At 59.4% G+C, this 13,766-nt stretch carries 12 protein-coding genes; 9 read left to right on the top strand and 3 right to left on the bottom strand.

Annotated elements, in window-relative coordinates; genetic code table 11:
• Nucleotides 1-6 precede the first annotated feature (6 nt).
• The gene (locus ACUYV6_RS02565) at nucleotides 7-1,119 is read right to left on the bottom strand and encodes a DegT/DnrJ/EryC1/StrS family aminotransferase (RefSeq protein ID WP_449277075.1); all 1,113 of its coding nucleotides are present in this window, start codon (nucleotides 1,117-1,119) and stop codon (nucleotides 7-9) included.
• 253 nt (nucleotides 1,120-1,372) lie between these two features.
• On the opposite strand from ACUYV6_RS02565, the gene ACUYV6_RS02560 reads away from it, so the two are divergent.
• From ACUYV6_RS02560 to ACUYV6_RS02520, 9 genes are all read left to right on the top strand, one after another.
• Nucleotides 1,373-2,191, top strand: a complete 819-nt coding sequence (locus ACUYV6_RS02560; RefSeq protein WP_449277074.1) for an SGNH hydrolase domain-containing protein — start codon at nucleotides 1,373-1,375, stop codon at nucleotides 2,189-2,191.
• 108 nt (nucleotides 2,192-2,299) lie between these two features.
• A complete protein-coding gene (locus tag ACUYV6_RS02555; RefSeq protein WP_449277073.1) occupies nucleotides 2,300-3,004 on the top strand; it encodes a glycosyltransferase family 2 protein in 705 nt (234 codons plus the stop codon).
• Nucleotides 3,005-3,012: 8 nt separating this feature from the next.
• Nucleotides 3,013-3,393 (top strand): DUF2304 family protein, encoded by a 381-nt coding sequence (locus tag ACUYV6_RS02550; protein ID WP_449277072.1) that lies wholly within the window; start codon nucleotides 3,013-3,015, stop codon nucleotides 3,391-3,393.
• On the top strand, nucleotides 3,390-5,393 hold the full coding sequence (locus tag ACUYV6_RS02545; RefSeq protein WP_449277071.1) for a DUF6541 family protein: 2,004 nt from the start codon (nucleotides 3,390-3,392) through the stop codon (nucleotides 5,391-5,393). The genes ACUYV6_RS02550 and ACUYV6_RS02545 overlap by 4 nt, the downstream gene beginning before the upstream one ends.
• A gap of 87 nt (nucleotides 5,394-5,480) precedes the next feature.
• Nucleotides 5,481-6,476: a Gfo/Idh/MocA family oxidoreductase gene (locus ACUYV6_RS02540; RefSeq protein WP_449277070.1), complete on the top strand. Its 996-nt coding sequence runs from the start codon at nucleotides 5,481-5,483 to the stop codon at nucleotides 6,474-6,476.
• Between the two features lie 4 nt (nucleotides 6,477-6,480).
• Nucleotides 6,481-7,233 (top strand): DapH/DapD/GlmU-related protein, encoded by a 753-nt coding sequence (locus tag ACUYV6_RS02535; RefSeq protein WP_449277069.1) that lies wholly within the window; start codon nucleotides 6,481-6,483, stop codon nucleotides 7,231-7,233.
• Nucleotides 7,230-8,099: an ABC transporter permease gene (locus ACUYV6_RS02530; RefSeq protein ID WP_449277068.1), complete on the top strand. Its 870-nt coding sequence runs from the start codon at nucleotides 7,230-7,232 to the stop codon at nucleotides 8,097-8,099. The genes ACUYV6_RS02535 and ACUYV6_RS02530 overlap by 4 nt, the downstream gene beginning before the upstream one ends.
• Nucleotides 8,083-9,237: an ATP-binding cassette domain-containing protein gene (locus ACUYV6_RS02525; protein WP_449277067.1), complete on the top strand. Its 1,155-nt coding sequence runs from the start codon at nucleotides 8,083-8,085 to the stop codon at nucleotides 9,235-9,237. Before ACUYV6_RS02530 ends, ACUYV6_RS02525 begins: the two co-directional genes overlap by 17 nt.
• A gap of 150 nt (nucleotides 9,238-9,387) precedes the next feature.
• Nucleotides 9,388-10,314, top strand: coding sequence for an SGNH hydrolase domain-containing protein (locus ACUYV6_RS02520; RefSeq protein ID WP_449277066.1), 927 nt, complete (start codon nucleotides 9,388-9,390; stop codon nucleotides 10,312-10,314).
• 57 nt (nucleotides 10,315-10,371) lie between these two features.
• On the opposite strand, the gene ACUYV6_RS02515 is transcribed toward ACUYV6_RS02520, so the two are convergent.
• Together ACUYV6_RS02515 and ACUYV6_RS02510 are read right to left on the bottom strand one after the other, a co-directional pair.
• Entirely contained in the window at nucleotides 10,372-12,126 is a 1,755-nt protein-coding gene (locus ACUYV6_RS02515; protein ID WP_449277065.1) for a polysaccharide pyruvyl transferase family protein, read from the bottom strand.
• 248 nt (nucleotides 12,127-12,374) lie between these two features.
• A complete protein-coding gene (locus ACUYV6_RS02510) occupies nucleotides 12,375-13,760 on the bottom strand; it encodes a polysaccharide pyruvyl transferase family protein (RefSeq protein ID WP_449277064.1) in 1,386 nt (461 codons plus the stop codon).
• Nucleotides 13,761-13,766 lie beyond the last annotated feature (6 nt).

Below are 13,766 nucleotides of genomic sequence, written 5' to 3'. Positions count from 1 at the left end.
CCCCGTCTACGCGCCGGCGCGGGCGACCGCGGCGACTCCCGCAACGATGCGCTCGAGATCCCCCGCGCTCAGTGAGGGGTGCACCGGCAGCGAGAGCACCTCGCTCGCGGCGCGTTCAGTCTCGGGCAGTTCGAGCCCCGGCGCGAAATGCGCGAGCGAGGGGAGGCGGTGGTTCGGGATCGGGTAGTACACGCCCGAGCCGATGGCGTGCTCCTCTCGCAGCGCTTCCCTGATGCGGTCGCGCTCGGCTGCGTCGACGCGGATCGTGTACTGGTGGTACACGTGCACGGCTTCTTCTGCCACGGCAGGGATCCCGATCCCCTCGATGTCGGCGAGGCCCGCGTTCAGCACCGCGGCATTGGCCTGGCGCGTGCTCGTCCAGGCATCGACCTTCGAGAGCTGCACGCGGCCGATGGCTGCGTGGATGTCGGTCATGCGGGCGTTGAAACCGACGACCTCGTTCTCGTACTGCTTCTCCATGCCCTGGTTGCGCAGCAGGCGCACACCGCGGGCTAGCTCTTCGGTCGCGCAAACGACCATGCCGCCCTCGCCCGAGGTCATGTTCTTCGTCGGGTAGAGGCTGAACATGGCGAAGTCGCCGAGCGTGCCGACGGCGCGACCGTTCCAGCTGGCGCCGTGCGCCTGGGCCGCGTCTTCGTAGATGGCGAGCCCGTGCTCTGCGGCGATCACACCGATCTCGTCGGCGAGGAAGGGGTGACCGTAGAGGTGCACCGGCATGATCCCCTTGGTCTTCGGCGTGATCGCCGCGCGTACGGCTTCGGGGTCGAGAGTGAAGTAGCGGGGTTCGATGTCGACGAAGACCGGTGTCGCACCGGTCAGGGCGACGGAGTTGCCGGTCGCGGCGAAGGTGAAGGAGGGCACGATGACCTCATCGCCGGGACCGACGCCTGCCGCGAGCAGGCCGAGATGCTGGCCACTGGTGCCGGAGTTCACGGCGACCGTGGTGCGGCCGTTCGCGAAATGCTCCGCGAACTCCGTCTCGAAGGCCGCTACTTCCGGCCCCTGGGCGATCATGCCGCTGCGGAGCACGCGGTCGACTGCTTCGCGCTCGTCGTCGCCGATGATCGGTTTGGCCGCGGGAATGAACTCGAGAGTCATGCAAGACCTTTCACGGTGTCGCGCCGGTGTCACGTCGATGCCGACGCTCGACCAGGATACCGATCGGGTTCTCCACACCGCTCACTCCTCGGAAATAATTCCGAAATGACATACTGTGAACGACCATCTCCGCTCATTCCGGGAGAACGAGAACTTGCAACACCCAGTTCAGTCCCTCATCAAACTCGCTCTCGCTACGCTACTTCTCGGCGCAACCGCCTCCTGCGCCTCTCCCAGAGTCGATGAGGCGACCGTGAAGGCTGCCCCCGACGACGTCTCAACGATCTACGACACAAGCTGCTACGCCCAACGCGACAGCGCAGAGCTGTACGCCGACCCTGCTGAGTGCGTGCTTACCCACCCCGATTCGGACTTCAGCGTGTACCTCGTGGGCGACTCCCACGCGGCCCAGTGGGTTCCCACGGTCACGCCGATCGCGCAGGAGCACGGTTGGAAGCTCACCTTCATCGGTAAGCGCTCCTGCCCGATTCAGGCGGCCAACCCAGACGAAGTCGATGTCAGCACCTACCCGAGCTGCATCGAATGGCGCGAGAACCTTGAGAAAGAGCTGCTCGCTCAGCAGCCGGACGCCATCATCAGCGGCATGTACAACAACAGCAAGGGCCTGAACGAGTTCTTCGGAGTGGATGAGCTGCAGACCGGCAGCCCCGAGGAGGCCAGCATCGCAGAGGGGCTTGTTCGCGCCTGGAAGCCCCTGCTCAAGAACGGCACGCAGGTCGTCGCGATCGTCGACAACCCCCGTCTGCAGGAGAAGGGCCCCAAGTGCCTGGCGGAAAACCTCGCTGCCCCCGAAGCCTGCTTCATCACATTCAGTGAGGGCGTGACGGACCGGCCACAGCCTGAACTCCTCGCTGCCGAACAGCTTCCCGAGGTGGACCTCGTGGATCTGAACGATTCCATCTGCCGTGACGACAAGTGCTATGCGTCCGACGCTGCAACAGTGATCTATCGCGACAAGCACCACTTGACCGAGACCTTCGCCGCTCAGCTGCAGGGAGAGTTCGCTCGCCAGCTCAAGTCCGTCCCCTTGTTTGCAGAGCACATGCAATGACGAGAACGACATGCCTCGCAGGAGTGTGACGTCTTCCTCTCACATGCCTGCTACTCATGTGCGCTGCTCTCAAACGCACGCCCATGGGGGTCTGTCAGAATAGGCCCCATGAAATCTGCTGCCGGAGCGCCGTCGTCCGCGTTCTCGGGCAACCCCGATACATGGGTCGTCATCCCCCTCTACAACGAGGCTGCGGTGATCGCAGATGTGATTGCCGGGCTGAAGCCCGTGTTTCAGAACGTGGTCTGTATTGACGACGGGTCGAAGGATGGGAGCGGCGCCATTGCGCAGGCAGCCGGTGCCGCCCTCGTCACCCACCCGATCAACCTCGGACAGGGGGCGGCGCTTCAGACTGGCTTCGATTATGCGCTCGAACAGGGGGCACGCTATGTGGTCACGTTCGATGCAGACGGACAGCATCGGGTCGAGGACGCGCTCGCCATGGTGTCTCGAGCTCGAAAGGAAGATCTCGCGATCGTTTTCGGATCGCGCTTCCTCGACGAACGCACCAAGCCCGGCATTCTCAAGAAGATCGTCTTGAAAACAGCCGTCTGGGTCACCAACGTGACGACAAAGACTCGACTTACCGATGCGCACAACGGGCTGCGGGTCATTCGCAATGACGCGCTGCGTCTCGTCCGCCTCAAGCAGGATCGGATGGCTCACGGCACCGAGATCGTCGCCAAACTCGCAAAGACACGGCTGCCCTACGCTGAGCAACCCGTCGAAGTCATCTACTCCGACTATTCGAAGGCGAAGGGCCAGTCGCTGCTGAACTCGGTGAACATCCTCGTCGATCTGGTCATTCGGTAGGAGCGCAGATGTCAGTATTCCAGTTCCTGCTCATCGCAGCGGTCGTCATCGCGGCCGCGCTCGTTGGCAAGTTCATGCCGGGTGAGCGATCGCTCGCGCTCAAGCGGATCTACACGATCCTCTTCGTCATTGCCGCCGTGCTGGCGATCATCTTCCCCTCGATTCTCACGATCATCGCGAACTTCTTCGGCATCGGCCGCGGCACCGACCTGCTGCTCTACGTCTTCATCATTGCAAGTCTCATGTTCGCGGTGGCATCGGTGCGCAGCAAAGCCCGGAGCGAGGCGAGAGTCACCGAGCTCGCGCGCTCGGTTGCCCTCATCGAAGCCCGACTACTCGAACGACAAACGCAACAGCCTGACGACGATGGAGACGAGTCGACCCCGTGATCTCCTGGCTCTCCTTGATCGTGCCCGTTGCTGTGGCACTCGCCGTAATCGCGGTGCTCGGCCTGCCCTCTGCTCTGGCCCTTCGGTTGCGTGGTTTCGCGATCGTGATCGTGGCGGTTCCCGCTGCCTTTGCGGTTCTGGCCCTCTCCGCGATCCTGGCGGGCTTGGCTGGCGTGCCCTGGGGGCTACTGCCTCCGCTCGCCATCGCACTCGTGCTCGCCGCAATCCTGCTGGTCGTGCGCCGCTGGATCGGTGCCCCGGCCCCCGCTACCCCCTCTCGCAAAGCCTCTGCACGGAACCGCGGTTTCTGGATTCCAGTCGGGAGTGCTGCCATCGGCGGCGCCGCGATCGCGATGGCTCTCGTGATGAGCTTGAAGACCGCGGATGCGGTATCCCAGACGTACGACGCGGTGTTCCACCTGAATGCGGTGCGGCTGGTGCTCGATTCAGGCAGCGCCTCACCCTTCGAACTCGATCTCGCCACCCCCGGCAAGAGCACCTTCTACCCGGCCCTGTGGCACGGGCTCGTTGCGCTCGTCGTGCAGCTCACGGGCACGTCGATTCCCCTCGCGACGAATGCAGTTCTCTTTACCGTCTGCGCTGTCGTGTGGCCTCTGGGCGCCGTCGCACTCGGGCGCGCCATCGCAGGCCCCGGCCGCATCGCAACAGTCGTCTCTGGGGTCATGGTCGCCGCCTTCCCCAGTTTCCCACTGGCTCTGGCCGGCTTCGGTGTGCTCTACCCGAATCTGCTCTCGACGGCACTGCTCCCCTACGTCTTCGTCGCAGCGCTGCAGCTGCTCAACTTCGGGCAAGCGCGCCGCTCAGATCCATTGCCCTCGGGCACCCGGTGGTTGCTGCTCATCGGCGGGTTCGGGGCCGCAACGCTCGCTCACCCCAACGCGCTGCACGTCGCGTTGCTCTGGACAGCTTTCCCCGTGCTCTTCGCCGCCGTTCGCTCCCTTCGTGGCGCACCAACGCTCCAGGATTCGGGAGTGCTGGGCAACCCTCGAAGCCCCGGCCCTGCGCGGCGTATCGCGGTCGTCCTCGGGTTGGGTATTTTTGCGGTCATCACACTTGTCGCCTGGTATCTCGGCCGAACGAGCGACAACTCCTGGGAGGGGCGACGAGGGCCTCTCGGAGCTCTCATCGATGTGCTCGGTGCGACTCCGCATCTGGAGGGTCACGCATGGCCGGTCTCCCTACTCGTGCTCGCCGGCGTGATTGTCGCCTGGCGTCGCGCGTCTCTGCGCTGGACCGTCGGCACCGCGGTACTGCTCTCCCTCGCGTTCATCGTCGCGTTCGGCTTCCCGGGGAGCTGGTGGCGCACGCTGCTGCTGAGCCCCTGGTACAACGACCCGTGGCGTCTCGCTGCGCTCGCTGCGCTCGGAGCATTGCCGCTTGCCGTTCTCGGCGGCACCGCCGTCGCTTCTTGCTTCGCCTTCGGGCAACGCCGTCTGATCGTCGCGTCGGCATCGCCCCATCGCACACGTATCGCCTGGGTCATGACGGCATTCGGCATCGCCCTGCTTCTCGCAATGACCCAGGGCGCTGGCGCACACGCAGGCATCCAGTACGTGAGCACGAAGTACACGGCCAGTGACAAGTCGCAGCTGCTCAGCCCCGACGAACGCGCCCTGCTCGAGCGGTTGCCTGAGCATGTACCCGCAGGCGAGACGTTGGCGACGAACCCATGGAACGGTGGCTCACTCGCCTACGCCATTGCCGGCTACGAGGTATTGGTTCCGCACACCTCCGGCTCCTATGACAGCCGCTACACAGAACTGACGTCGGAACTTGGCGACGGGTCCGCCGAAGCCTGCGCGCTTGCAAACGAACTCGAGGTGAACTTTGTGCTCGACTTCGGCACCCGCTATGTGTTCAGCAAGACTCCTCGTGCCGAACCGTTCTCGGGCATTTCAGGCCTCACAGACCCTGATGTGCTCACAGAAGTCGACCGTGAAGGCGATGCCGTGCTGTACGAAGTCACCGGATGCGACTGAGGTGCTCCCGTCGAACTGACAGGGCTTCGACCGTAGACTGGCTGGGTATTTCGAACTTCTAGATGACCTGATAGGCGGGGAACAGCTATGAGCATCACGTACGGCCTGATCGGCCTCGGCATGATGGGACGGCACCATGCCCGGGTGCTGCGCGAGGTCGAAGGCATCGACCTGGTCGCGGTCGCCGACGCCATGGGTGATCCGCACGGCGTCGCCGGCTCAACGCCGATGTTCGACTCCGTGCAGGGGCTCATCGACGCCGGCGTCGATGCGGCAGTTGTCGCGGTGCCGACGAAGTTTCACGAAGAGGTTGGCCTCGCGCTCGCCGAGGCGGGCATCCACACGCTCATCGAGAAGCCCGTCGCACACAGCATCGAGGCGGCGACCCGTCTCGTCGAGGCTTTCGACAATGCCGGACGTATCGCTGCGGTCGGGCACGTTGAGCGCTTCAACCCCGCGCTCATGAGCCTGCGCAAGCGCATCTCGAACGGAGACCTCGGTGAGGTCTACCAGATTCAGACCAGGCGCCAGGGCCCCTTCCCCGCACGCATCGCCGATGTCGGAGTCGTGAAAGATCTCGGCAGCCACGATATCGACCTCACGGCCTGGCTCGCCCAGTCGCCCTACGCCTCGGTAGCCGCACAGACCGCATACCGCAGTGGCCGCGAGCACGAAGACATGGTGGCGATCACGGGAAAGCTCGCGAACGGCATCGTGGTCAACCACGTCGTGAATTGGTTGACCCCGTTCAAGGAGCGGCTCACGGTCGTCACCGGAGAGCGTGGCGCGTTCATCGCCGACACGTTGACCGCAGACCTCACGTTCCACGAGAACGGCACCACGCAAGGCACGTGGGAGGCGATGACGACCTTCCGGGGGGTGAGCGAGGGTACTGTCACTCGGTTCGCGCTCGATAAGCGGGAGCCGTTGCGGAGCGAGCACGAGGCTTTCCGTGATGCGATCCTCGGTACTCGCCAGGAGGCTGTCACGCTACACGAGGGACTCGAGACTCTGCGGGTTGCCGAAGCCGCCCTCGAGTCTGCGCGCACGGGTGAGACAGTTCACCTTGATCGAGTGAGCTAAGACGGTGCCCGAGAACCGCATCAGCCCCGCTGCATTCATTGGCGATGGCGTCGAAGTCGGTGAGAACGTCGCCATCGGTCCAGGGGCGGTAATCCTCGGTCCGTGCACCGTTGAAGACGACGTCTGGATCGGCCCCGGCGTCCAGATCGGAGCACCACCCGAGATATCGTCGCTGCCACAGAATGCAGCCTGGCATGGCGACCTGGCCCACGCAGGCGTTCGTGTTCGCGAGGGGGCCGTGATTCGCGAGGGCGCAATCATTCATCAGGGCAGCCACCGAGAGACTACGGTCGGGGCACGCAGTTGGGTGCTGAACCGCGCCTACCTCGCCCATGATGTGCTGCTCGGCGACGACGTCACAATCTCGGCCGGTGTGTCAATCGGCGGACACTGCACGATCGGCGATCGAGTGAACATCGGCATGAACGCGGTTGTGCACCAGCGCCGCGTGATCGCCCCCGGCGCGATGGTGGGCATGGGCACACCGGTCACTCGCGACGTGCCGCCGTTCTCGAAGGTCTATGGGACTCCCCCGCGTCTCACTGGCATCAACGCCGTCGGCCTCGAACGCGCCGGGTACGCCGAGAAGGTCGCGGAGTGGCTTTCCTTGCGCTATGCCGCCGGCGACCTGCTTATCGATAGTGTTGGAAGCTCGGAGCTTCCCGAAGAACTTGCTGCATTCCGCCCTGTGATCGCCTGGTGGCGCTCGCACAAGGGTCTCCGACCGGTCACTTCGAGCTATAGGCTGTTCTCGTGAGCGAGAACTCGGTGCTGCACGATCCGGAGTACACGACACCAGGCACCAGTAAGGGCCTGTTCGGCGTATTCCGGCATCGATATCTACTCAGCCTACTGCTGAGGAAGGGCATCACCACTCGCTACTACGGGTCGGCCCTGGGTTGGATATGGTCATACATTCGCCCCGGCGCCCAGTTCCTGATGTACTACATTGTCATCGGTGTGATTCTGCAGGCCAACCGCGGCCTCGAGTGGTTCCCGATCTACCTCTTCTCGGGCATCGTCGCGGTGAACCTCTTCAGTGAGGCACTGCGCAATACGACCAGCTCGATCGTCGACAACAAGTCTCTTGTGCGCAAGATCTACTTGCCCCGTGAGCTCTTCCCAGTGTCAGCGCTGGGCGTCGCATTTATTCACTTCCTTCCGCAGACCGCTCTGCTGCTGGTCGTGACGATCCTCTGCGGGTGGACCCTGAGCTGGTTGCAAGTGCTGACTTTCGTCGCTGGAGTGGCAATGATCCTGACATTCGCTCTCGGCCTGGGTCTCTTTTTCGGAGCAATCAATGTGGCCTACCGTGATGCGAAGAACTTCGTGGACATCATCCTCATGTTCGCGACTTGGGCTTCTCCCGTGCTCTATTCATGGACGATGCTCGCAGAGCGCGCTCCCGACTGGCTGATGCGTATCTATATGTCTAACCCTATGACCGGTGCCGTCGAGCTCTTCCACACCACCTTCTGGCAGTCGCTCCCCATGACGTCGGAGCCAGTTAGACCAGATCTCTTGACCTACGGCTCGATCGGCGGCGCGATAGCGATCGGCACGCTCGTGATCGGCCAGTTCGTCTTCCGAAAGTTGGAGGGTTCCTTTGCCCAGCGACTCTGACGCACACCAGTTCGACCAGAGGACGCCGGAGAAACCCGCGATCGTCTTCCATGATGTGAGCAAGACCTTCCAGATCAAGCATGCCCACTCCTTCAAGCAGGCGTTCATCGGCGCGATCAAGCGGAAAGAGTCTTCCTCCGACTTCCATGCAGTCGACCACGTCGGCTTCGAGGTGCCTCCTGGGCAGTCGATCGCGCTCATGGGGCGTAACGGATCGGGCAAGTCGACCACGCTGAAATTGCTGTCAGGGGTTATGGAGCCCGACACGGGATGGATTCGCACACGCGGCCGAATGGCAGGTCTGCTCGAGGTCGGCGCCGGCTTCCACCCCGACCTCACCGGCCGGCAAAACGTTTACCTAAACGCCGCCATTCTCGGCATGTCGAAGGAGGAAACCGACGCGCGCTTCGACGACATTCTCGAGTTCTCCGAGATCGGTGAGTTCATTGACACCGAGGTCAAGCGGTACTCATCGGGCATGTACTCTCGGCTCGGATTCTCCGTCGCCGTCCACACAGAGCTCGACACGCTGCTCGTCGACGAGATCCTCTCCGTGGGCGACGCTCAGTTCCGCAAGAAATGCGAAGCGAAGATGCTTGAACTGCAGAAGCAGGGAAAGACCATGTTCATCGTGAGCCACAACGCCAGCCAGGTGAAACGGCTCTGCCAGAGAGGCATCGTTCTTGAGCACGGTCGCGTCGTCTTCGACGGGCCGATCGATGAGGCCGTCGGCGAACTCCAACGCGTGAAATCTGATTTCTTGCAAACGCCCTTGGGTGATGAAGTTCGGGTAGCCGGGGTGATCCGCAAGACATACGACAAAGTTCCTGCAAAATTTGGTCGTCCACTCGGCAATGAGGTTGAAGTTACTGAGAACGGTGGGGGGAGCTACCAGGAGTTCGAGAAGGGACTCATCATGGTATCGCGCTCTTCCGGTCAAACTACCTCGTTGTTCAATGGCCCGTTCTTGCGCGTCTACAGGCTGTCAGGCGGGCCAGCCGGGCCCTGGGGCTTTCGTATGGGAAGGTCGTCGGGATCCGCAGACGAGGGCGGCATCAAGGAGATGCCATTCCAGAACGGCATTGCTGCCTACAGTGACCTCACTGGTGTCTACTTCGAGCAGACCATGAACAGGTAGAACGCTTCCGCCGGGCTCTCGATTCGCTAGTGAAGTGAGACGAAACACAAACGGAGTGTCACTTCTTACTGGGCGCCACCCCTAGGGACCTCCTGTTACCCTCGACGATGCGCACGAACGCGTCGATTTGGATCACGGGCTAAGGAGAACATGCATAGCGGACAGTCGACCACAGGTGCTTGGGGCCAAACTGCACGTCTAGTTGCCGTCATCGGCCTGCTCACCGCTCTTACTGCTTGCGGGACGACGGCAGATCCACTCACTGAAGATCAAGTAGATTCAGCACGCGACGACCTGCCTGAGATATACAACTCGGAGTGTTACGCGAGCTACGACAGTTCTGCACTCGGCGACTGCGTCCTCACAAATGACGACGAAGCGTTCGATGTGTATCTAGTGGGAGACTCGCATGCCGCTCATTGGGTACCCGCGCTTCAGGAGATTGCCGATGATCACAACTGGCGACTCACGTTCTATGGGAAGCGCGCTTGCAGTTTCTCAATCAATGAACAAAGCGACAATCAAGGCAATGATTACCCTTCATGTGAAGACTGGAACGACAAGCTACAAGACAAGATTCAGCAGGAGCGCCCCGAGGTCGTCATCACGTCTAACTACTCTCGCAACTATGTGATGGAAGGGGACGAGATACTCGAACGCGGGCCCGGCACACCAGGAGAAGCCGAGCTTGCAGATGGAATGGTTGCTGCTTGGGAACCGGTACTCGACGCCGGTTCGGAACTAATCGTCATCCGAGATACCCCGAAGCTAACCCACGACGTTCCCGACTGCCTTCTTGAAAACTTGAGTGATCCAGCCGGATGCGATGTCAGCTACAAGGAGGCCGTTGAGAATCTCCCACAACCAGAGCGTATGGCGGTTGAGAGGCTTCCCGGAGCCGAGACCATCAACCTCAACGAGGAACTGTGTCCAGGCAAGGACGGGTGCCTGCCAGTGAATGACGGCGCAGTCGTATGGCGAGACTCACATCACTTGACGGCCTCCTATTCCAAACAACTGCATGACGAACTTGCTGATGACCTATCTGGAATTCAGGTGCTCTCCGAACACATGTGACAACTCGGAGTAAAGTTCACGCCGCCGGGACTCGGAATCAGGCCAGGTCAGGCCCTCTTATCGTCTTGCGAGCTGTCGGATCTTGCGAATCAGCTTTCCAGGAATCTCGCGCGGCTTACTCAGAAATGCCTTCGCGCGCTTATCAAATGAAGCCTTTGGTACCCAACGTGCCGTAAGCACGGCAACACTCACATGGTTAACTGGGAGATGCGGCAACGCACCAAGTTCCTCAATAACAAGCTTCCGACGTTCAAGTCGTTTACCGTACTCGTCGCCTACGGCAATAGAGCCATCTTTGAGAACCCAGAACCACCGGTTGTCAACCCTGAAGCGCACTGTCCAACCTTCGAACCGGTAACCGGGAGCTACAAACTGGTTCGATAGCTTGACTCTTGAGGCCCCGTCATTGACGTAACGCACGCCGGGCTGCATATACTCGAACGAGCCATCCTCAAAGTGCTGTAGCTCAACACGCTGTCCGTTTCGGCGAGAATCGACTAAAGAAACGGCTTCGCCGCCATATCCGCTATGGAACAGGGTGGGGAACCGCAATGAATGACGACGCCTCTCATGCTTCTCTGCAACGAGACCATTCTCGGTGGAAAGCATGCTTTCTTCGGCGCGCCCCAGTGCTGACAGGATGAAATCCCTAGATACAAGTCGTTCCTTCTCAAGAACCTTCTTCGCAGTTCCGAAGTCCACATCTAGAGAGAACTCGCGTACATCACTGTCAGAACCGAAGCGTCGATCTGACAGCCCAAACATCGACAGGAAATTAGGCACCTTCTGCCCGTTCCGTGGTCCTGCAAAGAATGGAGTCTCGAATAGCAGCGAGAAGCAGCAACCATGAAACGAGTTCGTGAACACGCATTCCGCGTTCTCAATATACCCGAGCCATTCCTCAAGCCCCACGTCATATCGGGAAACATGCTTAACGTCAGGATCAGTGACCTTGCCGTGACGGAACGGCCGGTCAGAAAGCTCAACAATCGTTAGGTCATGCAGCTTCGCATAATCCACAGCCTTCTGAATCGTGTCCTTCGCCTGTTCCATTACGTAATAGAGTAACAGGTAGCGTTCCTCTTTAGGCTTAGTGGAAACTCGCTGCCAAAACTGCTTATCATGCAATAGGGTGGGATCGGCAACGACAGGTGCAGATAGACCGGAATTGTCTTCAATATATTCACTAAAATCGTGTTCACGTATACTGATGTCATCTATATCGGACAAATACTCGAAGAACAACTCGGCCTCAGACTCGGAGAAGTCCTTGGAAGCTCCTCGACTCGCCGCGTACGCGATTTTTTGCTTTCCTTCGAAAGCCTTGCTTCCAAGCAGAAAGGCTCGATCAAAAACATACTTTGGAAGCGACTGCCAAATGACATCAGTCACGCAAATATAAACGTCAAAGCCCGGATCTTGAACCTCGAGCAGATCAGAATCATAGACTTCTTCAGTGAACGACAAATGCTGATCGATGAAAGCTTCGAATTTATCATAACGTCGCTCTCTTTCAACATAAGCGCTTCGATAGCCCATAGCCAAATTTGCCCATTTAGCAAGGTCCTTACGTCGCGCCCGCTTTTCCTCGGGAGTTTTGGGATCACGAAGTAAAACCTCACGATAGGCAGCCTCAGCACCGCGAGCAGGATGCTTCATGTCGAAGTTTCCATAATACACGGGCTTGTAATCCAGGATCGTCGACTCGTACCCGTTCTCGGCGAGGAACTGCTGAAATGCGTAGATATGCAGATTACATGCGAAGTTTAGAAACTTCGCATATCGATTAATCCCGATCAAGCCAATTCTCATTAGATTCCTCCGCGGGGAGCCAAAGTCTCCACCAATATCGTTATTCAGATTGGTTTCCCAGCGACCGCCCCTCGGAGGCTGATGGGCGCCAGAGCTACATACATCCTACATGCTAGTTAAGCACGAGCCTCATGCACCTTACCTTCCGCATGCGCAAAGTATCCGAAACAAATACACCATTACTTATGCAGGTAAAGTGACACCCCACATCATCAGTGCCGCATTCAAGTAGATAACAGAAGCCTAGTTCAATGCTTCTTCTCTAGGCTCTTGACATGACTCCGATATAGCTTCTGATAGTTTTCATATGTACGCCGCATCTTTCGCCGCGCCTTCTCTTGGTACTCGGCGGGAGTTGTGCCTGGGTAAGGCGGAAGCTTTTCCCTGAGCTCGGCGTACGAGTAGGCAGTGCGTGAAGATTCCGGGGAAATGATTGACTTAAGTCCCTCGAACAGGGAATCATAAACAGTCATCATGAGGGCTTCATTCTTCTCCACTCCCTCCGACATTGCGGCTTCGAGTGTCGGCACCACGGAATCGGCAGTCCAGCGCTCCGACTCAAGGGCGCGTCGTCCGTAACCTACCGCTTCATAGAAGTACGGAACCTTAAAGTTCCAATTGAGGCCAACAGACGGAATACCGTAGGCAAAGGCCGTGATGTTCGCGTGAAGGCGGTATGCAATCACTCCGTCGCATGCAGTGAGTTCCTTGATCAGTCCCTCAGGTGTGTTAATGACTACCGCTGCTTCAGAGGCTGGCAGCCCCTTGTCCTTGACAAGAGAGTCAAGGAATACTTCATCTGAAAAGTGGCCTGTAGTAAGAAGCCTTACTTCGTAGCCCCTCTTAAGAAGCACCTTCCTCGTCGCGAGCCAGAATCTGCGCTGATCACTCTCCGAGAAGTCGATGCCATTGTCCTTGAAGATTCCCGCACGGGTGACCACTAGACCGATCCTCTTACGCTTCTCTGCCTCGGCGCCAACTATGTCCGCGCTTTGGGACGGTTGTGCCGTTGATCTGCCTAGAACTAACTTGACTATCCTAATGAGGCTCCGTTTGACACGTGACCGCATTCGAAGGATCGGCTCTGGCCGTTCACGGAAGACGATGTCTGCGAATACTGCAGGATCTGCTACATGATCAATCGGAGTGCCCGTTCCTTCGACGTATTTCTGCAGCGACTCAAAGTCGTCGCGCGTGGTGATCTGCTTCACGCAAGACATGGAAAGAGCCTTCTTCAGCTCAAGGCACTTCGGATTGTTCTCTTCGAACGCTTCAACACCGATGCTCGAGAAGATCACCGGAACCCCGTACTCTTCGGCGAGCTCGAGGGTCTTGATCGTTCGAAGGTAGAAATTCTGGTACGAATAATTAAACAGAGGTGCCCCGCCGAAGATCACAACATCGGCTTCGGAGATCGCCTTTCGAGCAGGCGCCAGCAACTCGGGCTCACGGGTACGCATGTACTTCTTCGAGATGATTCCCGCCGCACGACTATTGATCGAATAGCCATCGTCAGGTATCCCAAGATTCTCCATGACTCCCTTGATCAGAGATATCACAGTCGCCTCGATGATCTGGTCACCGATATTGTCCGAGTCTCGATTGGTCAGTAGCAGGATGCGAATCTTTGACACTATTTC

The organism is Leucobacter sp. GX24907, assembly GCF_053567335.1.
This window is presented reverse-complemented; position numbering and strand designations above follow the sequence as displayed.

Excerpts from the sequence above, each read along its gene's own strand:
- ACUYV6_RS02565 (WP_449277075.1), bottom strand. The coding sequence starts at position 1,119 with ATGACTCTCGAGTTCATTCCCGCGGCCAAACCGATCATCGGCGACGAC.
- ACUYV6_RS02555 (WP_449277073.1), top strand. The coding sequence starts at position 2,300 with ATGAAATCTGCTGCCGGAGCGCCGTCGTCCGCGTTCTCGGGCAACCCC.
- ACUYV6_RS02550 (WP_449277072.1), top strand. The coding sequence starts at position 3,013 with ATGTCAGTATTCCAGTTCCTGCTCATCGCAGCGGTCGTCATCGCGGCC.
- ACUYV6_RS02540 (WP_449277070.1), top strand. The coding sequence starts at position 5,481 with ATGAGCATCACGTACGGCCTGATCGGCCTCGGCATGATGGGACGGCAC.
- ACUYV6_RS02520 (WP_449277066.1), top strand. The coding sequence starts at position 9,388 with ATGCATAGCGGACAGTCGACCACAGGTGCTTGGGGCCAAACTGCACGT.
- ACUYV6_RS02515 (WP_449277065.1), bottom strand. The coding sequence starts at position 12,126 with ATGAGAATTGGCTTGATCGGGATTAATCGATATGCGAAGTTTCTAAAC.